The organism is Microbacterium sp. NPDC064584 (genome assembly GCF_040687315.1).
GTDB classification, from domain to species: Bacteria; Actinomycetota; Actinomycetes; order Actinomycetales; family Microbacteriaceae; genus Microbacterium; species Microbacterium lacus.
In genome coordinates this window covers 263,273-283,547 of sequence record NZ_JBFBMZ010000003.1, presented here as the reverse complement: position 1 = coordinate 283,547, position 20,275 = coordinate 263,273, and the positions used below count along the sequence as shown (strand labels likewise).

The window sequence follows — 20,275 nt, the reverse complement described above, 5'->3', positions numbered from 1 at the left end:
ACCATGTTCCAACTGCTGACTGCATTCGTGAGTCGCATCTACGCGTTCTTCCAGCGGAGCATGCCGACGAACCTCCTGATCCGCGCCACGCACACTCGCCGCGGACTGAAGTGGGGCGTGCCCGCGATGCTCATTGCCGTCGTCTACATCGTGATCGCCGCCGCGCTCGCACAGTGGGTGGCCGGCGGCGCACCGGGATGGATCAACCTGCTCGTGCTGCTGTGCCTGTGGAACGCGCTCAAGTTCGTGGTGAACGGGCCAATCACGCTCATGCGACTGGTGCGCGTGCGGGCACTTGAGCGGCGGTACCGCGATGCGGAAGTGGCTTCGACCGAGACGATGTCAGTCGGCTGACCGCGACGCGCGAACGCGCATCAGCCCGCTGTTGCGGCATCGTGGCCATCCCGTCACCGCTAGCCAAGATTGCCAGCCATACAATCCGCACAAGGTTGCGCACGACGAACACAATCAGGGCACATCGCTCGCGCGCAGGAGCCGGCTCCCGGGTGGCATTGGCCGCCTATACGCAGTCACCCTTCGCAGTTGACACTCGTCGGCCTTGCGGACGCGCTATGCGGATCGCAGGCCCTGGCCGCGACCACGCCGCAGCCGTAGAACGCAGGATTGTCGGCGCTTCTCGGTAGCCTTAGGGATACACGTAATCAGAGTGGCGCGGATGTCACGGCGGCATGCTCCGCACCCGCCGGACCTGGGAGAGCGCTCGCCAATGATGAGTTCCAATGCGGTCGGCCGCGACTTCGCCCTCGGCAAGCTGCGGACGACCGCAAGCCACACCATCGGCATCCCCCACCTCATCGAGCTGCTCCGCGAGGTACCTGCCGCTGCTGCCGCCGAGCACTACCGCGACGCCGTCGTCGAGGGCAACGCCCTCGGACGTCCGACCCACGCCGGTCGGCAACGTTCATTCCGCCACCTGCGCGAGTTGTACTTCTTGGACCCGGCCCGTCCTGAGTTTGCCGCGCTGCGGCACTTCTGGGACATCGATCCGTCGTCGCACCCGCTCCTGGCGGGGCTGCTGGCGTTCACCCGCGACGAGGTGCTCCGCGCCTCGTTCGCCGCGATCGCGGACCTCCCGGTGGGATCGGCCGTTACATCGGCAGACCTCACCGCCGCGGTCGCCGCGCAGTTCGGCAATGAGATGTCCGAGTCAACCCTCGGAAAGACTGGCCGCAACACCGGTGCCTGCTGGACCCAGACAGGTCATCTCGCCGGTCGCTCCAAGAAGGTGCGGACCTTGGTGGAAGCCCGACCGGCCGCCATCGGGTATGCCGCCTACCTCGGTCACCTCGCCGGCGGGCGTGGTCTCGGTGTCCTCGACAACCCGTGGTCGAAGATTCTGGGGCTCGTTCCCGGACGCACCCTGGAGGCGCTGCGCGACGCACATACACAGGGCCTCCTTGACCTGCTCGTCGCGGGCAACGTAGTCGACGTGTCCTTCCCGGCCCTCGGCGGTGACGCATGAGCCGCGTCTCCGATCTCGTCGATGCCTACAAGGCCGAGTTGTCCCTGACCTGGAAGGACAACGTCTCAGGTGGCGAGCGGGTCTGGATGCTCGTCTACCAGCCGGACCTCGAACGCCAGATCCGCCACGCGCTCCCGAGCATGGAGCTGGCGACAACCCAGGCGGGTCGCGGGTGGGTCGTCGTCGACGTCACCGACGACTTCGGCCACTGGGTGTCGTCGCACCGTCACGCTGAGGCGTTCTACGAGGTGCCGAGCGACCTCACGCAATCGATCCTCGACCAGTTCGAGACCAGACTGGTCACCCGCATCCGCGAAGCCCTCGAAGCGGCTCCCGCGAACGCCGTCGTGGCGCTCCTCGGTATCGGCTCGATCTTCCCGTTCCTGCGAGCGTCGAGCGTGATCAAGTCCGTCGACTCCGCGGTGAACGGACGCCTCCTCGTGCTCTTTCCCGGACTTCACGACCCGGAGACTCATTCATTTCGTTTGCTCGACGCGCGCGACGGGTTCAACTACCGCGCTCGTGTCATCGATCCGCAGAAGGACATCGCGTGACGACCAACAACAGCCTCTTCGTCCGGCCGCCGCTGAGCTTCGAGATTCCGAACGACGGTGTCACCAACGTGGACCGGCCCGAGGACTCGAACCAGTGGGACGTCCTCAAGTACGAGCTCGAGAGCTTCGTCTGCGAGGGCGAGTACGAACACGGCCTCCAGCGAATTCTCGACTCCTACACAGGGCATCGGAATCAGACGACGCAGCCTGCCGTGTGGGTGTCGGGCTTCTACGGCAGCGGTAAGTCCCACCTCGTCCGCGTCCTCCAGCACCTCTGGGCCAACACGAAGTTCCCGAACGGCGCGACGGCGCGCGGTCTGACGAACATCCCGCAGGGCATCCAGGACCAGTTGACTGAGCTGACAACGCTCGGTCGACGCGACGGTGCCGCACCGTGGGCGGCAGCAGGCGCGCTCGACCGCAGCGGCGACACCCTCAACTCGGTGTTCCTCTCCATCGTCCTCGGGGCCGCAGGTCTGCCCACGCGCGTCGCGCCTGCCCAGGTCGCGCTGTGGCTCGCGGGTAACGGTCACCTGGATGCCGTGCGCGACCACGTCATGGCGAATGGAGGCGACCTCGTCGAGGAGTTGGGCGAATACAACCTCAGCACGCTGCTAGCGAACGCGATCATCGCCGCTGACCCGCAGTTCGCGTCGTCCGCCCGGGAGGTGCGCGCCGCGTTGCGCAACCAGTTCCCGCCGGACACCCGCTCATTCTCGACGGACGAGACGATCGCGCTGCTGAAGAAGATCCTTCAGTACCTCGGCGATGGCCAGATCCCGCCGTCGCTGATCGTCCTCGACGAGGTGCAGCAGTACATCAGCGGCGACGGCGGCCGAGCGATGGAGGTGCAGAACCTCGTCGAGTCGGTGTCGCGCGAACTCAACGGTCAAGTGCTGATCGTTGCCACGGGCCAGCAGGAGTTAACGGCCGATTCCACGCTCCAGAAGATCCAGGATCGCTTCACAGTAAAGGTCGTGCTCAAGAACCAGGACGTCGACGCGGTCGTCCGCCGCGTGCTGCTGAGCAAGGAGCCCGCCAAGAAGGCGGGGCTTGACCGTGCACTCTCCTCGGTATCTGGGCAGATTTCCCGCCAGCTCATCGGCAGCAAGATCCAGCACACCGCGGCGGACGACAAGGACCTCGCCGAGGACTACCCGCTGCTTCCAGTGCGCCGTCGGTTCTGGGAGAGCGTGCTCCGCCAGGCCGACGCCGGCCGCGCTGGTCAGTTGCGTTCCCAGCTCCGCATCGTGCACGAGGCGAACCGCAAAGTTGCCCTCGAGTCGGTGGGCACCGTTGTGGGAGCGGACTTCCTCTACTCCCAGAAGAACGAAGACCTAAACGGCGCGGGTTTGCTTCTGAAGGAGACGCAGACGCTCATCCACCAGCAGGGGCAGAAGGACCCGCTGCGCGGCCGCATCCTCGGCCTCATCCACCTCATCGGTCTGCTCCCGACATCGGGTCACGGCGACATCGGCGTACGCGCGACGGTGGACCATGTCGTCGACCTCCTCATCGAGGACCTTGCCAATGATGGCGACCGGCTCCGGCAGCTCGTACCCGTCGTGCTCGAGGCTCTCGCCGACGAGGGCGTGCTCCAGCAGGACGGCGAGGAGTACCGCCTTCAGACCAAGGCGGGCAGGGAGTGGGACGAGGCCTTGCGTAGGCACCACGCACAGGTGACCGACAGCGAAGTGAGCACCGAGCGCGACTCGCTGCTGATCGTGGAGGTCAACCGGGCTCTGCCCGCGACGATCCAGCAGGGTCGCGCCAAGGAATCGCGCAAGCTCGCACTGCACGCTGACGCCTCGCTCCCGCCGGACTCGGAGGCGATCCCGGTGTGGCTCCGCTCCGAGTGGGACGAGGGCATCACAGCGAAGCAGTTCGACGAGGCAGCCCGCAGCCTCGGCGTCGAGTCGCCAATCGTCCTCGTCCACATTCCCCGCATTCAGGCTCCGGCGTTCGCGGCAGCGGTTCGCAGCAAGATCGCGGCGCAGCGTGTGATCGATCAGCAGGGAATCCCGCAGGACGACGAGGGCAAGCAGGCCCGGAGCGCGATGCAGACCCGCCTCAACCGCGCGACGGACCAGGTGAACGCCCACGTCCGTGACGTGATCTCCAAGGCGAACGTGCTCCTCGGCGGCGGCACGGCCCCAAGCGGGCTCTCGCTGCGCGAGCGCATCGAGGCCGGCGCGCAGTCCGCCGCGACCCGCATGTTCCCGCGGTTTTCCGAAGCCGACGACAACCGGTGGCCGCAGGTCATCGCGCGCGTGCGGAGTGGATCGGCGGCCGACGCGCTCAAGGCCGTCCAGCACGACGCCGACCCCGAGCAGCATAGTGTCGTCAAGGAAGTCCTCAACCGCGTCGGCCCGGCAGGCACGTCCGCGAGTGACGTCGAGAAGGCCGTCACGTCGAAGCCGCTCGGCTGGCCGCGCGACGCGCTCATGGCTTCACTCGGCGTGCTCCTCGATACCGGCGTGATCCGTGCGACGCTCAACGGAAGCGACGCGACCACGGCCGACGTGCTCAAGCAGACCCGCCTCGGCAATGTGCAGCTCCGCCGCGAAGTCACGGTGCTCAAGCCGGCAGAGAAGATTCAGGCGCGGCAGATGCTTAGCGACCTCGGGTTCCCGACCGACAACGAGGGGCTCGTCTCGGCGGTCGAACAGGCCGTCAAGTCGCTCGTCTATCGCGCGAAGGGTGTGAGCGGACCGGCTCCGCTTCCGGACATTACTGTGCCCGGCAACATCCAAGTGATCGTGACCGCGTCGGGCAACGATCGCGTGCACGCCCTGCTCGCGGCGAAGAGTGACCTCATGAGCTTCAACGACCGGCTCGAAGACCTCGAGCGGAGACTCAAGAGCCGGACGCCCTCGCTCGAGTTGGCGCGTTCGCTTGCGACGTCGACAGCTGGGCTGGCCCCCGCATCGGTGGCCCGCGACCGGCTCGATGCACTGGCCGCGAGCCGTGATCTCCTCGCCGACGCAGACCCCGTCGCCCCAATTGTCAAGGACCTCGCCGACGCCCTTCGTGACGCGATCCACGACGCAGCGGTGGCCCTAAGCGACGCTCGGGCGAGGGCTGTGGCGAGCCTCCAACAGCAGCCCGCGTGGATGGTTCTCAACGAGGCGCAGCGCGAGTCTCTCTTCACGGAACACCACCTGGGCACCGAGGCGGAGCCGAACCTTGCCGACCCATCGGCTGTGCTCGCGGCCGCGCAGGCTCGGCCGCTCCAGGGATGGACCGCCGAACTCGATGCGATCCCGCAGCGGGCCTCACGGGTGCTGGAGTCGGCTATTCAGCTCACGACGCCCGCGGCCAAAACGACCACGGTGCGGGTGTCGACGGCGAGCCTGAGCAACGCGGACGATGTTGAGCGGTACATCGATGACCTGCGCGATCAGCTTCTTGATGCCCTGAACAGCGGCAACGACACCGTTGTGGTGAGGGGCTGAACATGACCGCGGCGACGACCACGTTCCTGAACTCTGATCAGCGGCGCTTCCTCGATACCCAGACTCAACGCGCCCGTGCGGCTGCGCAGCGTGCGGCCGAGGATTCCTTGCGCGCACTCGCGGTGGCCGAGCTGAGTCGCCCGGGCTACCTCAACGAGGAGCAGAACAAGCTCCGCCTAGCGCTCCGCGACAAGGCGCGACAGCTCGGCGACGACACCGCGCGCGCTGGATCACCGCTCACCAACCTGGTGCACGACGTCGCCTACGAGCAATGGCACCGCTTGCTGTTCGCGCGTTTCCTGGAAGTCAATGGCCTGCTCCGGCATCCGGAGTACCGTGACATCCCGCTGTCATTGGAGGACTGCGGCGATATCGCGTCCGACCTTGGCGAGCCGGACGCGTGGTCCGTTGCGGCGCGGTTCGCGTCTGAGATTCTGCCCGGCGTGTTCCGCCTCACCGACCCTGCGGTACAAGTGCGGTTCGCAGCCGAACACCGCAACGCGCTGGAGCGCCTCCTCCTCGACATTCCCTCGGAGGTGTTCACGACCGAGGATGCGCTCGGCTGGGTGTATCAGTTCTGGCAGACGGCCGAGAAGAAGCGGGTCAACGACTCGGGCGTGAAGATCGGCGGGGCCGACCTGTCTCCCGTCACACAGCTGTTCACCGAGAACTACATGGTGCGGTTCCTGCTGGAGAACTCACTCGGAGCGTGGTGGGCCGCCCGCCACCCGAGCTCGCCGCTCATCTCGGGCTGGGAGTACCTGCGCCTCGATGAGGACGGCACACCGGCCGCGGGCACATTCAGCGAGTGGCCCGAGCGCGTCGCCAATGTGACGGTGATGGACCCCTGCTGCGGCTCCGGTCACTTCCTCGTGGCCATGTTCGGGATGCTCTGGCGCATGCGCGCAGAGGAGGAGGGCCTTACGCCGGCAGACGCGCAGGACGCCGTCCTCCGCGACAACCTCCACGGACTCGAACTCGACCCCCGCTGTACCCAGATCGCCACATTCAACGTCGCCCTCGAAGCGTGGAAGCAGGGTGGATTCCGAGAACTCCCTGCTCCGCAAATCGCGTGCTCGGGTGTGCCGGTGCGAAGCCCGCGACAGGAATGGGAGTCCATAGCCGCGGACAGTGAGGTGCTTCGTGATGCGATGGGTCGCCTACACGGCACATTCCGCTCGGCTGAGTACTTGGGATCGCTGATCGACCCTCGGCCGGCCCGGGCACGTGGAGCGTTGTTGGGAGTTGATGGCGGCATTAGCGTCGATTGGCATCAACTGCGAGAGCTCCTGGCCCAAGCGGTAAGAGCTGAGGCCCAGGAAGAGACCGTCTTGGGTCATACCGCTGAAGACGTCCTTCAAGCCGCCGAGCTACTCGGCGGGTCATACACGCTTACCGCAACCAACCCGCCGTATTTGCAGCGCAATCGTATGGACGGGCCTCTAATGGCCCACATCGACATGTTCTACCCGCTCGCGCGTTCTGATATCGCAACGGCGATGATCGAGCGATGCTTGGCCTTGCTTGAGGCGGGGGGAACGCTCGCCGTTGTCGCGCCACAGAACTGGCTTAGTCAGACGACCTACACAGACTTTCGGGAGCGGCTCCTGACAGAGCGGTCGATCGGTGTTGTAGCGCGTCTTGGTGAGGGAGCATTCACCAGTTCGGCCGCCGCAGGTGCTTTCGTTGCGTTGTACCTGATCTCAAGTACTGCAGGCGAGAGGATCCAGTTCCTCGATGCCGCTGAACCCCGGCGGCCAGATGAGAAATCCATTGTGCTCCGTGAAGGTGCCTTCTCTGCCGTCAGTGCGGAAGATGCCCTGGCCGCACCGGACCACCGGATCTCGACGACGGTTTTCAACGGAGCCCTGCTCGGCAACTACGCAGATGCGTACCAAGGGATCAAGACTGGGGACGATGGCCGGTATCGACGGAGCTTCTGGGAGGTTCTTAACCGGCAGAGGTGGACAGTCTTTGCGAGCTCGGTCGATGACGTCGTGCCCTATGGCGGACGGTCATATGTCGTCGACTGGCGCGGCGGCAAAGGGCCGATGGTCGACAGCCCAGGTTCGCGCATTGTCGGCAGGTCCGCTTGGGGTAAGCGCGGCGTACTTGTGAGCCAGATGAGGGCGCTTCCGGTGACGCTCTACTTCGGCGAACTGTTCGATACGAATGCTTCGCCTGTCGTGCCGAAGAACCCAGAGGACCTCCCTGCCATCTACGCGTACTTGTCCTCCGAGGAATATTGCCGCGACGTACGGCGCATTGAGCCAGCGTTGAAGGTAACGAACTCAACCCTGGTGAAGGTGCCGTTCGACATCGATCGATGGCGGTCAGTTGCCGACGATTTGGGGCCACTGCCATCAGCCGTGACAAGTGACCCCACTCAGTGGGGGTTCTCGGGGGCAGTACCCGGTTCGAGCGAGCCGCTCCAGGTGGCCGTTGCTCACGTGCTTGGCTATCACTGGCCCGAGCAGACTTCGGAGAATCTTGAGTCCTTTGCCGACGATGACGGCATCGCAGCTTTGATGTCGCTACCCGGTGAGCCGGATCTAGCTACACGCCTCCGCGAGGTGCTTGCAGCCGCACATGGCAGTGAGTGGACTGGTGCGCTTGAACGGAAGCTGGTGATCGAGGCCGGCGGAAAGAATGGGCGGCTGGAGGACTGGCTCCGCGACGCTTTCTTTGGGCAGCATGTGAAGATCTTCGACAACAGGCCGTTTCTGTGGCACATCTGGGACGGCCGCAAGGACGGATTCTCCGCAATCGTCAACTATCACAAGCTCGATCGGCGGACGCTGGAGAAGCTGACCTTCACTTCCCTCGGCTCCTGGATCGACCGCCAGAAGCACGAGACCCGCGCCGAAAGGCCTGGTGCCGATGCTCGCCTCGCCGCCGCCGAAGACCTCCAGCGCAGGCTCCAGCTCATCCTCGAAGGTGCACCGCCCCACGACATTTACGTGCGTTGGAAGCCGGTGTCCCAACAGCCGAACGGCTGGGAACCGGACATCGATGACGGCGTCCGGCTCAACATCCGCCCGTTCGTGACTGCCGGCGTTCTCCGGTCGAAGGTCAACGTCCACTGGAGGAAGGACCGCGGGACGAATCCCGACGGCTCAGAACGGCACAACGATTTGCACGTGCCCCTTGAGGAGCGCCGTGCGGCCCGGCGCGAGGCGGAGGCTGCCGAATGACGCTCGTCCGTGCCGTCGTCGCCAAAGCGCTCCGTGACGCCGCCACCTTCAACGCGGGCGTGAACTGCGCGCCCGCCGCCGTGCTGTGGGTCGACCCCGACCGCGCCTGGGAATCGGCAATCCGCAGCCTGCAGGAGGCGGTGCCCATCCTCGTCCTCGGCGAGTACACCCCCGCAATCGCGCAAGGCCCGGCGCTCTGGCTCCGGGCTGTGCTCGCCTCACCAGATGCAGCTCAATTGCCGACGCATCTTGCCGAGCGCGATGAGCGCAACCCATGGGTGATCTACCTCCCCGGCATCAGCCGAGGCGCCGTCGTCGAGGCGTCAGCACTCGACGACTCGCTCGCGCCACTCGCCGAGGTCGCGATCCGCTCCAACTGGTGGCCCTCCGCCATCGGACAGACCCCGTGGACGCCGCACTCGTTCCTCGCCTCCAAGCAGGGTGTCGGACTCGACCTCGCCGGCGACACCGCAACGAGGGACGCCCTTGGGGAAGTGCTCGACAAGCTCCTCCTCGAAGACGTCGATGACCTCCGGCGCAAGGGGAGGCTCGACTCCGCCCGTCTACGGCACCTCGTCCTTGACGACCACGTTCGCACCCTCCTCGAGTGGCTGGACGATCCCGAAGCCACACGCGCCTCGCATACCGGCGTGCGGTGGAAGGCCCTCGTAGCGTCCTGCAAGGACACCTATGGGTTCAATCCCGAGAAGGACGGCCCACTCACCGCGGCGAGCAAGCTCGGAAGCCGAGCGGGGGAGTGGAAAGCGGTTTGGCAGCGGTTCGCCGACAATCCTGGGCGCTATCCGAACCTCCCGAGCCTCCTCGACGAAGCGCGTCCCTCCGTAGTGCCGCTCTTCGGAGACACCGACCCACACCCCGACTCCTGGCCCTCCTGGAACCGGGACCAGGAAGTAGCGCTGCGGGCTGCCCTCGGTGCGCTTGCGACACATCAAGACCCGCGCAACCGGATCGTCGAACTCGCCACGGCGCACTCTGCGCGCGAGGAGAGCGTCTGGGCCGTGCTTGGGCAGGCTCCGCTCGCGCGGGCCGTCGGACACCTTGCCGAACTGGCTGATCGCGTTGCGACGGCGTCGTCCGCGTCAGACCTCATGGCTCAGGTCAGGTGGTACGGGGATGACGGACACCTGATCGACGACCTCGCATTGCGGGCCATTGCGTCGGCGAAGACCGCTCAAGATCGAGCCGCGGTCGCAACGGCGCTCGGGGCGCTCTATGACTCGTGGGTCGACGCTTCCGCGCGAGCCTTTCAGGCGGCCGCGGTAGCTGGCTATGCCGGAGAATCGGGCCTCGACATCGACGCGGGAACCGTCGTCGTCTACGTCGATGCGCTGCGCTTCGACCTCGCCACACGCGTGGCTCGTCGACTATCACCGCTCGTCGCCACCGTCGCCACGCGACTGGCCGCATTCCCCAGTGTCACGCCGACCGGGCAGCCGGCGGTCGCTCCTATTGCGATTGCAATAGGAGGCGGCGCGGCCTTCGACGCGGCCGATGATCAGGGCCGTTCCCTCAAAGGCCCAGTCCTGCGCTCGGCGCTCGCACGCGCGAACGTTCAGTTCCTCGAGTGGGACGCCGCCGAGGTCGGAGATCCGAGCGGCAAGGCATGGACGCAGACGAACTCGATCGACTCGCTCGGCCACTCCCACGGGCACGCTCTCGCTGACCTCGTCGATCAGCAACTCGACCTTGTCGCGGAGCGGGTGCGCGGGCTACTCGACGCGGGCTGGGGGAAGGTCGTCATCGTCACCGACCACGGATTCCTCCTGCCCGGCCTGCCAGCACAGAAGGTCACTTTGCCATTGCAGGTCACCGAGGGCGACGCGTCCCGCAAGCCCCGGGTGGCGCGGTTGAAGGCTTCGGCGGCGCGCCCCGACTTCCCGATACTGCTGTGGACCTGGGACTCGACTGTAGACATGGTGAGTGCTCCGGGTAGCGCGGCGTTCGAGGCGGGACGGCTCTACGAGCACGGTGGTCTGAGCCATCAGGAGTGCGTCCTTCCCGTCGTCACCGTGACGCGTGGTAACTCCGTCGCGGCTCCGGTTCAAATCGAGGCCGTCCGGTGGACCGGGCAGCGATGCCGAGTTGACTACGGACCTGCCGAGGCGGAGATCGTCGCGGAGGTTCGGCTCCGCCCCGCCGACGCGTCGAGCGCCGTCGGTGGCCCGAAGTCTGCGGTCGAGCCGGGTGAGGTCAAGGTGCTCGTTGATGAGGAGCAAGCCCCTGCGGGTGCGACGGCGTGGGTCGTGTTGCTCGACCCGAACGGCGGGGTTCTCGCCCAAACGCAAACCACGGTGGGAGGTATCGAATGACCGAGGCGATCACGCTCGACGAAATCGACGAGACGGCGGCCTCGGCGTTCGAGGGGTACGTCGTCCGCAAGGATCTGGCCCTTCAGTTCAAGGGCGCGTACCCTGTCCCGACGTACGTGGGCGAGTTCCTCATCGGTCGCTACTGCGCCACTACCGATCCCGAGGAGATCGAAGAGGGGCTTCAGGTCGTCCGACGACTCCTCGCTGACCGCACAGTGCGTGCAGGCGAGGAAGAGCTGTTCAAGTCTCGTGCCCGCGAGCGAATGACCATCAAGCTCATTGACCTCGTCAAGGCCCGCCTTGATGCGAAGTCCAACGCCTACCTCGCTGAACTCCCCAGCCTTGCGCTTCGGGACGTCCGCATCGACGACGCCGTCGTGCGTGACAACGAACGCATGCTCACTGGCGGATTCTACGCTGAGGTCGACCTGTTCTACGACGCCGCTATCGCCGAGGAGAACAACGGCAAGCCGTTCGCCATCGGCTCGCTGCGGCCCATTCAGCTCTCCACACGCGACTCGCTATCGCGGCTCGCCGAAGGCCGCGGGCGGTTCACAACCGAGCAGTGGAAGCACCTCCTTCTCCGGTCGACGGGTTTCGAGCCCGCACAACTCAGCGAACGCGAGCAGGATGTCCTGCTCCTGCGCATGGTCCCGTTTGTGCAGCGCAACTTCAATATGGTCGAGCTGGGGCCACGCGGCACGGGCAAGTCCCACCTCTTCCAGCAGGTCTCGCCGTACGCGCATCTGATCTCGGGTGGCAAGGCCACGGTGGCCCGGATGTTCGTCAACAACGCCACCGGTCAACGCGGCCTCGTCGCCCAGTACGACGTCGTGTGCTTCGACGAAGTGTCCGGCGTCTCGTTCGACCAGAAGGACGGCGTCAACATCATGAAGGGTTACATGGAGTCGGGCGAGTTCTCCCGAGGCCGTGAGTCCATCCGCGCCGACGGCTCCATCGTCCTCGTCGGCAACTTCGATGTGGACGTCGCCCATCAGCAGCGCATTGGGCACTTGCTGTCGCCCCTGCCGCCAGAGATGCGCGATGACACTGCGTTCATGGACCGCATCCACGCCTATTTGCCCGGCTGGGATGTTCCGAAGCTCAACCCGACGTACTTCACTCATCACTTCGGGCTCGTCAGCGACTTCCTCTCGGAGTGCTGGTCGCGCCTTCGCGACCATTCACGCCTCGCGTCGATCCAGGGGCGGGTCAACTACTCCGATGCGCTGTCGGGCCGAGACCTTTCGGCTGTCAACAAGACGGTGGATGGTTTGCTCAAACTCCTGTATCCCGACGCCGAGGCTGCGATCTCCGACGAGGATCTCGAGTGGGCGGTCCGCATCGCCCTGGAGTGTCGTCGTCGCGTCAAGGAACAGCAGCGCCGCATCGGCGCAGCCGAGTTCCGCAATACGCAGTTCGGCTACCGTCTCGGCGAGGGCATCGAGCAGTTTGTCTCGACGCCCGAGCTGGCGAGCCCCGACTCGATCAGCCTCGATCCTTTGCCCCCAGGGCAGGTGTGGGCGATCTCTGAAGGCAGTGGCGACGTCGGGCCGGGACTCTACCGGATTGAGGCGGCCGATACTCCGGGCTCGGGGGCGCGTGGGCTGCTCAACCAGGCCGCGCCCGCCACGCTTCGCGAGAGCTTCAAGGTCGCCGAGCAGAACCTCATCTCCCAGGCGCGACAGCTCGTCGGGGACCGTGACCCGCGCGAGCACAACCTCACCGCCCAGGTCCGCGCACTCGACGCCGCGAAGACCGGCGCTGGGCTCGGCCTCCCAATTCTGCTCGCGATGGCCTCAGCGATGCTCCAGCGTTCGGTGCGAGGGGGGCTGATCGCAGTCGGCAATCTGTCGCTTGGCGGCGGTGTCGAGACGGTCCTCAACGCCGCGCAGCTCGCCGAGCACGCGATGGAGAAGGGGGCGACCGCTTTGCTCCTGCCGGTGTCTGCCCGCCGTCAACTCCTCGACGTCAGCGACGAGGTCGCCACGAAGGTCTCGTTCATCTTCTACAGCGATGCCCAGGATGCTTTGGTGAAGGCCCTCGACGAATGACACGGTTCATGGCTCGTCAGGCTAATGGCGGTAGCGCGGGCCTGACTCCTCCGACCTCGATCATGGATCTCGCGACATAGTTCGAAGCCGCCTCCGCTCCGGGCAGTGACCGTTTCAGGCTCCCTTTCGCCGAGGGGGGGAGGACTCAGCGCGCAAAGCCGGTCGCGCGTCGACGGGTCCAGGACGACGGCGAGCGATGGAAAGCTCGCTGAAGAGTCGACTCTCGCGAATCGGGCAGCTCTCGGACGTCCTCCGCGGTGATGACCACGGTTGCGATGTGTTCGCGCAGGAGTCTGTTGCATCCCGTGCTCGCGGCGCGGGTGATCTGGGCGGCACTGCGCCGACCGATCGGCCGAGTTCGTGGGCTCGTACCGGGAATTCCAGCGAGCCGGATCGACCGCTGGCCTCGAGAACCACTGTCGCGCCAGCGAGGGGTGGCGAGGATTCGGCTGCGCTGCATAGATTGCTGACGGCTCTGACTGAGATTCCACTCCCGGATGGTGATGCTCAGGGTCTCGCTTGGCAGCGCATTGACGACAGCGTCGGCGGCTTGCGCGGTGCGCTGGCGGTGATCCGCGATCGCCTGCGCCAGCGCCGACCAACTGCTGATCTCGCCGGCGAGCGCTTTGACGCGCCGGAGTTCGTCGGCCTTCACCCAGCCGCCGATCCCGTTGCTGATGTTCGACGCATGCCTTCTCACTCCCCAGCTCGTGGCGCTCGTGCCTGGCGCCCGCAAATCCTGCTTCCTGACGCAGGCCAGATGCAGAGCGGCAGGCGGCAACCCTCCCAGAATAGTGAGAGCCCTTTCTCCGAGAACGAAACGGTGCCGGACATAGCTGCGGGCGGTCCATGCCCGTAGTGAATCGGCGGGATGCTGGACACTGGACCGAACACCACCTGTGGCGCCGAAGGAGCCAGCATTGCCAAAGATCACCGTCTTCCACGGCGACATCACCCAGCAGCGGGTCGACGTGATCGTCAACGCAGCTAATCGTGCGCTGCGCGGTGGAGGCGGCGTCGATGGGGCTATCCACAGGGCAGGAGGGCCCGCCATCCTGCAGGACTGCATGGACCGCTACCCGCGAGGTTTGTCAGTCGGAGATGCCGGTTGGACCACCGCGGGCCGCCTGCCTGCGAAGTGGGTCGTCCACACCGTCGGGCCGAACTACCTCGCAGGTCAGATCGATCAACAATTGCTCGAGTCGTGCTACCGGAGGAGCCTCGAGGTCGCCGACGAGATCGGCGCCCAGACGGTCGCGTTTCCACTCGTAAGCGCGGGAATCTACGGATGGCCAATTGGCGACGCGGTCGACGTAGCGTTCGAGTCGATCTGGGCCGCGCGCACTGCCGTTGCCTCAGTCACGCTTGTCGCCTTTGATCACGAAATCTACGAGCGGATGCGCGCCAAGCAGGGCGAGGTCACTCCGCTCCGGATCCTCGACGGCGTTGAGCAACTCCACGAACGCGGATACGAACAACTCCGCCTCCTCCCGTACATGAGCCCGTCGGGCATGCACTGGCGCGTGGAGATCGCAGAGGCAGCGACCACGGACGACTCCGCTGGCTACGTCGTATACCGAAACGAGAACATGGTGCTCAGATACAGCACCGGAAGCGGACCCGAGTTCGCGGGCGCAATCGTCGACCGATCTACCACCCCGGACGATGTTGCCGACCTGATCCTCGCTTCTATGCCCTGGGTGCAAGAACACGTGCCGGACCGCGCCTATGCGGACTGGTATGCCCGGCTCATGCAGTTGATCAGGGCGCAGGATGCCGTGCCTATCGCCTTCGCGGACTACTACGACACCCGACAGGGGTGGGAAGTCGGCTGGGGGAGCGGAGTGTTCATCGAAGCGCCCCCACCACTCCCTCGATGAGGCACTTGCCCCGCGACTGAATGGCAGGGTCCTGCCGAATCCGTCGCGCGGCGACAACCTCCCGACGAAGACCCGCGAGCGCATCTCGACCGACTCTGATGAAAGTCCACCGGGAGCGTCGGAGGGGCACGATAGCCTCTGGATGACGGATCCGAGGAGTCATCGTTTCCGCATGGGGAAGGGCAGAATGCGATGGCGGAATCAAGACGACTGGATTTGGGCCGGCTCATGGACGTCGCTGATAACGCGGGTCGCAAGGTCGCGGACGCTGCGAGTTCCGGCTGGGTCAAAACCGTAGAGGTCGCAGACGGTGTTGGGCAGGGCGTGAAGAAGTCCGCCGGTCAGACGGCCGCGACGCTCACTGCCTTTGGGCAGAGCGTCGCAGGTCGCCTCCAGGGCAAGCACAAGAACGGTGTCGACCTATCGGCGCTCAACACCGAGGCCAAGCTCGCATACTGCCGCATTCTCGCGCGTCTCACTCTGGCGGACGCCGCGATTGACCCCCGCGAGATCGCGAACCTCTATCTCTTCGCCACCACGATTCAGCTCGAGCCCGAAGCGCGCACAGTTCTTCGCAGCGAACTAACGGCCCACAGCCTTGGTGGCAATACCGAAGAAGCACTCGCGGATTCGGCTGTTGGATATGCGGTCGCCTTGCAGGGTCAACTCCTCGCCGAGGACGTCGAAGCCGTGTTCGCTGCGCTTGTAAGGGATCTTCTTCGCATCGCTCGCGCTGACAAGCATCAGTCCGACGAAGAGGATCGGCTGATCGCGAAGATCGCAGAGGTGCAGTTCGGCGCGGATGCTGACACAGTGATCGCAGCCACCAAGACGCTCGTCACAGCAGAAGAGGACTTCCTTGCGGGGAAGATCTCGACCAGCCAGCTAGAGACAGTCACCAAGGACGTTCTCGCGAAGGCCGCGGCGTTTAGCGCACCGATCGCGGCTGTCAGTCTCGCGGGAAGCGTGAGCGGCCTCGGCGCCGCGGGGATTACGTCTGGGCTCGCAGCGCTCGGCTTCGGTGGGCTGCTCGGCCTGAACCCGATGACGACCGGCATCGGTGTCGCAGTGCTCCTCGGTGTGGGCGTGTACGCAGGTACCCGATGGGTGCTCGGCATCAACGAGCGCGAACGGGGGCATCGTCGCGAACACCTGATCCAGCAGGTTCTCAAGGACCACCAGCAGGCAATCGGTGACCTCACTCAAGACATCGCCCAGCTGGCAGGCCGCATGGAGGACTACCTCGCACAAACGACACAGAACGAACACCGGCTCGCAGCGTTGCGCGCCGACCTAGCCGCGTTCAAACTCGCACTCGCAAGCCTGCAAGCCAATCGCGACGCGTTCGAGCAGGGTGAGCCTGTCGGTGTCTGAGCCCCTCGCCGCAGTTTCGACGGTTGCGGCATACCAAGACGTGACGTTGACCGAACTCCGTAGCGCCTTCGATCGCGTCGACTTCGACCTGCGGGAGGCACTTGAGCGAGAGGCTCGAGTAAATGACTTGGTCTTGAGCATTGAGGACGAGATCGGTTCCGTCAGAAACCAGTTGATGGCGCTAGGCATCGAGGTTGCGGACATCCCACACGACACCGGGCCGGCGAGCGAGGCACCCTCAAATGGGGCAATTCATCAGCCTGGCCATGGACTTCCAGTCGCGCCGACAGGACTCGACTTCTCCGACCTCACCGCTCTGGCAGAAGCCCGTCTCGCCATGCTCGAGGTTGACCTGAGCCGCGACCCGCTTCTCCAGGTACTACCGGAGGGGCAGATCAGAGCGAGCCTCCAGCAGTACGACGCTCAGTTTGGAGACGTGAGCTGGACCAAGACGGACTGGGCCGTCGTCCTCGGTGCAGGCGTCATCGCGACGATCCTCGACGTTGTGCTGGTGCGAATCCCCGCCGACCGCAAGTTCATGGGCAAGAAGTACGAGGGCTCACCGCTGACGGATTGGCTCAACGAGAACAGCAAGTCCCTCCACGAGCGATTCGGCAAGCCGTTCGAAGGGTTCGCCAAGGTCCCCTTCGATGCGCCAACCACGAAAGCCACCAACGATGCGGTACGTGGCATGTTCCCGAAGGTGCACAGGCTGATGAGCCCGGGGCACGATCCCATTCTCGGTTTCCTCGTGGGCATTGCCGACCTCATGCGCGGGACCGGGACATACGTCGATCACCTCGGAAACATTGTGCAGGTGGCTACCAACATGGCGCCGGCCGACCTTACGACCGCGTTGCTCAAGCAGGTGGCTCACCTCCTCTCTGATGTCTTCACGCCGGCCGGTTTGCCCGCCCCGTTGTTCAGCCTCCTTCAACTCGTGAAGACGGAGTCCCCGTTCGCGCTGTGGAAGGACGGGCCACAGGTGCCCTGGACGGACGTCGCCCGCGACATGTACCGAAACGGCTACGACCTCCGACACTTTCTGACGATGGGCATCGTCCCCGCGGCTGTCGAAGTGATCATCCGGGCGTACTGGATGCTCGACGCTCTCTCGACTGGGAAGACCGCCGACCAGCGAAATCTGGAGATCGCTAAGCTCCGCTCGATGCTTCTGCTCGGCCACACTGTCGCGACGTCCGGAACGCTGGTCAAGACGGGTCTCGTCTTCGGAATGAATCCGGCCGCGCTCAACTACCCGCAGCTGCTCGCGATGGTGCCCGCAACGATCGCCTGGCTCAAAGAGTCGATTGCTCGCGAGCAACGCATTGGTAGCGCGCTTGAAGCCGAGTGGATGGCCCTCATAGCCGGAGACAGCAGATTCAGGAACTCAGAAGTCCCTTCGGATCGAACCGGCGACAGCTGATCGTCAACACGTGCGGCGCGCCGGCAGGCGGATGTCATCACGCCTGGCCGCTATCCCAGAGAGTTCCCGATGTTTCTCTATCCCCAAGGAGACCCCGACGTGATCATCGAGCAGGTTAGCGAAGCGCTCCATGACGCGCGGGCAGAGCTCGCGCGCGCCCGAGAAATGCGTTCAGTGCTCACCGATCTTCCGGATTGGGCTCGCTCCGCCTGGGTAGGGCGAAAGCTGCTCGACGTAGGAAAGAACGAGGAAGCCCTCCGCGCGCTGTGGACAGAGATCGATATGGGTTGCCCGTGGTATCTGATGCAGGCGAGATTTCTCGCCGAAGCGCGTCTCGAGGGCTCCCTCGGGCATCCGGAAGCGGCGATCGATCGACTCTGTATGGCCGTTCAACCGCCGGCAAATGACCACTGGGACCCGGACCTGTACGTACAGGCGCTCTATGAGCTCGCCACGATCGAAGCTCATAATCCCCAGATCGACTCGGCTCTGAGGCGCGCGGAGTGGGCGACCATCGCGTTTGAGGTCGTCGACAGCGTGACCTGGTGGTCCTTCGTGCCGTGGTGGGATGAGCCGAAGCAGCAGAGACTCCGCGCAATCATCGACGCAGCCGATCCGCGTCCCACGCTCGTCGATCACAACCCGAAGGCATCCTGGCAGCACTACATCGCAGACCCTGATCACGAGATCCGAAGTCTCGAGCATTGGCAGGACGAGCTCATGGGGCTCGAGGAATCACTCGTCGCGACTGTCACCATGTCGGAGTTCAACGACTCCGGGCTTCGCCGTCCCTACGCCGACGAGATCGCAGAACTTTGGTCCGAAGGCGACCCAGCCCGCACAGCCGCCGACGTGAGTGACCTCCTGCTGGACGCCTACCGACCGCAAGAGTTGGACGAGAGCGACCTGTACGGCGGCAACACCGAGCAGCCCTACTGGCGCGATATGCTCGCCCAGACGGAGCTTGAAGCGCTTCTCGCACGTGCATTTGTCGCACTGGGGAGGCCCGACGCGGCCGATGCCGCGTATGCTCGCGCCTTCAACGGGTACAAAGAAGCGTCCGGCTGGGTCCTCCAACTCGACGCGCTCACGGACGGCCGCATTCTGGCAGCCTTGGGCGAGGTGGATGGCGCCTTCGACAGGCTTTGGGAATCCGTCCGACGATTCAATTCGCCGTTGGGAGACCTTGATCTCGCGCTCGAGGCGCTCTGCGAGCTCGCCAACCTCGAACGGCCGTCGCCGCGGCATCCGTCGCCGCGGGACTGGGCAATCGTTGCGAAGGCGATGGCCTCGGCTGAGGGGTCGTGGTCGCCGGGGCCGTGGTACGAATCGTTCAGCGGTCGGGTGGATCGCCTTGCTCGGTAGTCTCGCTGGGAGTGGCGTTTCGTTCGAGGACTTGAGATGTAGACACAAACTCGACGGTTCAGGTACCTCGAGCTCGCTCCAGAGGCGTCCAGATTTCTCGAAGTCCAGTCGCGTATGCTGGCAGTCACCACCACCGGAGTGAAGCCGAAGGGCAAGATTCCGGGGGTTTTTGGGCATCCGCGAGACCATCCGGGCCTGTGGCGCAGCTGGTAGCGCACCTGCATGGCATGCAGGGGGTCAGGGGTTCGAGTCCCCTCAGGTCCACCACGTAAACCCCCGGTTCGCCGGGGGTTTTCTGGCTTTAGGAGAGTTGTCTTCGCAGTTGGTCTCCGATCAGCGACCTGGTCCCACTGGCCACATTGATGCCGACAGCTCGTTCGGCAGCACGACAAGACCCGAGGGTCGCATATTCGTGCGGGTCTACATCGCAACTGCGGGCCTACCTCGGCGCCAGCGGTGTGCCGAGCCATCGCGCTATCGAGGAGAGATCGCGGGGCCGAATGATCGCCTTGTGTAGCCGTTCACGGTTTCGCCGGGCACGATGACACCCAACTTGGCGACGGGCGGGGACGGTGCCGAGACCTACATCTCGTTGAACAACACCGACCAAATCGCGATCCGCAATGGCGCGGCCGCTGCGCTCGTCGGGGCGATTGCAATCCTGAACCGCCTGATGGGCCTCGTTACCGGGGTGGCTGTCGCCGTTGCGGCCACGTACGGTGATAACCAAGGCGCATGCCCAGGCATTGACTAACTGTGGGTCTACTTCTCGCAGGGCATTGACGGCAACCCGTCCTACCAGAACATCATCTGCCGCCCCGTTTCCTACCCCGGAGGTGGATAAGCCATGACCCTTAAGCACCGAAACCGCCTGCTTACTGCCACCGCGCTGGTCACCGTAGTACTGGGCATCTGCGTCGCCCCGGTATTCGCGGACCAGGGACCGGCAACAGGGTGGGCTGTGCTGGCACTGTCAGCCATCCTCCCCGCGGTGCTGCTCGGTGCTGTCGCGCTCGTCCTACATCGCAACGACAAGCAGGACAGTCGTTCGAGGCTGGTGCCTGATAAGGAGTGAGCAGACAACAGCGCGGCGCCAGTTCTCGGAACTGGCGCCGCGCTTCGTGTGCGTGGCTCGAGGTGGAGCCCTTCGCGCTCTGTGA

Annotated in this window: 13 protein-coding genes and 1 tRNA gene; 13 read left to right on the top strand and 1 reads right to left on the bottom strand. The window is 65.1% G+C overall.

The window, feature by feature from the left end; all coding sequences use genetic code 11:
• The first annotated feature begins 3 nt into the window (after positions 1-3).
• From AB0P18_RS07460 to brxL, 7 genes are all read left to right on the top strand, one after another.
• Positions 4-354 carry a sulfate permease gene (locus AB0P18_RS07460; RefSeq protein ID WP_363359526.1) on the top strand — a complete coding sequence of 117 codons (351 nt, stop codon included), beginning with the start codon at positions 4-6 and terminating at the stop codon, positions 352-354.
• Positions 355-730: 376 nt separating this feature from the next.
• Positions 731-1,483 carry a hypothetical protein gene (locus tag AB0P18_RS07455; protein WP_363359525.1) on the top strand — a complete coding sequence of 251 codons (753 nt, stop codon included), beginning with the start codon at positions 731-733 and terminating at the stop codon, positions 1,481-1,483.
• Positions 1,480-2,037: a BREX protein BrxB domain-containing protein gene (locus AB0P18_RS07450; RefSeq protein ID WP_363359524.1), complete on the top strand. Its 558-nt coding sequence runs from the start codon at positions 1,480-1,482 to the stop codon at positions 2,035-2,037. Before AB0P18_RS07455 ends, AB0P18_RS07450 begins: the two co-directional genes overlap by 4 nt.
• Positions 2,034-5,492, top strand: coding sequence for a BREX system P-loop protein BrxC (gene brxC, locus AB0P18_RS07445; protein ID WP_363359523.1), 3,459 nt, complete (start codon positions 2,034-2,036; stop codon positions 5,490-5,492). The genes AB0P18_RS07450 and brxC overlap by 4 nt, the downstream gene beginning before the upstream one ends.
• Before the next feature lie 2 nt (positions 5,493-5,494).
• A complete protein-coding gene (locus AB0P18_RS07440) occupies positions 5,495-8,686 on the top strand; it encodes an N-6 DNA methylase (RefSeq protein WP_363359522.1) in 3,192 nt (1,063 codons plus the stop codon).
• Complete coding sequence (gene pglZ / locus AB0P18_RS07435; RefSeq protein ID WP_363359521.1) at positions 8,683-11,016, top strand: BREX-1 system phosphatase PglZ type B; 2,334 nt, start codon at positions 8,683-8,685, stop codon at positions 11,014-11,016. Before AB0P18_RS07440 ends, pglZ begins: the two co-directional genes overlap by 4 nt.
• Complete coding sequence (brxL, locus tag AB0P18_RS07430) at positions 11,013-13,070, top strand: protease Lon-related BREX system protein BrxL (RefSeq protein ID WP_363359520.1); 2,058 nt, start codon at positions 11,013-11,015, stop codon at positions 13,068-13,070. The genes pglZ and brxL overlap by 4 nt, the downstream gene beginning before the upstream one ends.
• Positions 13,071-13,215: 145 nt before the next feature.
• On the opposite strand, the gene AB0P18_RS07425 is transcribed toward brxL, so the two are convergent.
• On the bottom strand, positions 13,216-13,770 hold the full coding sequence (locus AB0P18_RS07425; RefSeq protein WP_363359519.1) for a hypothetical protein: 555 nt from the start codon (positions 13,768-13,770) through the stop codon (positions 13,216-13,218).
• Positions 13,771-13,990: 220 nt separating this feature from the next.
• Here AB0P18_RS07425 and AB0P18_RS07420 point away from each other — a divergent pair, with 220 nt between their 5' ends.
• The 6 genes from AB0P18_RS07420 (at position 13,991) to AB0P18_RS07395 (ending at position 20,190) form a co-directional block, all read left to right on the top strand.
• On the top strand, positions 13,991-14,950 hold the full coding sequence (locus AB0P18_RS07420; protein ID WP_363359518.1) for an O-acetyl-ADP-ribose deacetylase: 960 nt from the start codon (positions 13,991-13,993) through the stop codon (positions 14,948-14,950).
• A 228-nt stretch (positions 14,951-15,178) separates the two neighbouring features.
• Complete coding sequence (locus AB0P18_RS07415) at positions 15,179-16,324, top strand: TerB family tellurite resistance protein (RefSeq protein WP_363359517.1); 1,146 nt, start codon at positions 15,179-15,181, stop codon at positions 16,322-16,324.
• Positions 16,317-17,750 (top strand): hypothetical protein, encoded by a 1,434-nt coding sequence (locus AB0P18_RS07410; protein WP_363359516.1) that lies wholly within the window; start codon positions 16,317-16,319, stop codon positions 17,748-17,750. The genes AB0P18_RS07415 and AB0P18_RS07410 overlap by 8 nt, the downstream gene beginning before the upstream one ends.
• A gap of 99 nt (positions 17,751-17,849) precedes the next feature.
• The gene (locus AB0P18_RS07405) at positions 17,850-19,115 is read left to right on the top strand and encodes a hypothetical protein (protein ID WP_363359515.1); all 1,266 of its coding nucleotides are present in this window, start codon (positions 17,850-17,852) and stop codon (positions 19,113-19,115) included.
• Positions 19,116-19,306: 191 nt separating this feature from the next.
• Positions 19,307-19,382, top strand: a tRNA-Ala gene (locus AB0P18_RS07400).
• A 580-nt stretch (positions 19,383-19,962) separates the two neighbouring features.
• Positions 19,963-20,190 (top strand): hypothetical protein, encoded by a 228-nt coding sequence (locus tag AB0P18_RS07395; protein WP_363359514.1) that lies wholly within the window; start codon positions 19,963-19,965, stop codon positions 20,188-20,190.
• Positions 20,191-20,275 lie beyond the last annotated feature (85 nt).

Coding starts and splice junctions, on each gene's coding strand:
- AB0P18_RS07460 (WP_363359526.1), top strand. CDS start 4: ATGTTCCAACTGCTGACTGCATTCGTGAGTCGCATCTACGCGTTCTTC.
- AB0P18_RS07455 (WP_363359525.1), top strand. CDS start 731: ATGAGTTCCAATGCGGTCGGCCGCGACTTCGCCCTCGGCAAGCTGCGG.
- AB0P18_RS07450 (WP_363359524.1), top strand. CDS start 1,480: ATGAGCCGCGTCTCCGATCTCGTCGATGCCTACAAGGCCGAGTTGTCC.
- AB0P18_RS07440 (WP_363359522.1), top strand. CDS start 5,495: ATGACCGCGGCGACGACCACGTTCCTGAACTCTGATCAGCGGCGCTTC.
- pglZ (WP_363359521.1), top strand. CDS start 8,683: ATGACGCTCGTCCGTGCCGTCGTCGCCAAAGCGCTCCGTGACGCCGCC.
- brxL (WP_363359520.1), top strand. CDS start 11,013: ATGACCGAGGCGATCACGCTCGACGAAATCGACGAGACGGCGGCCTCG.
- AB0P18_RS07415 (WP_363359517.1), top strand. CDS start 15,179: ATGGACGTCGCTGATAACGCGGGTCGCAAGGTCGCGGACGCTGCGAGT.
- AB0P18_RS07395 (WP_363359514.1), top strand. CDS start 19,963: ATGACCCTTAAGCACCGAAACCGCCTGCTTACTGCCACCGCGCTGGTC.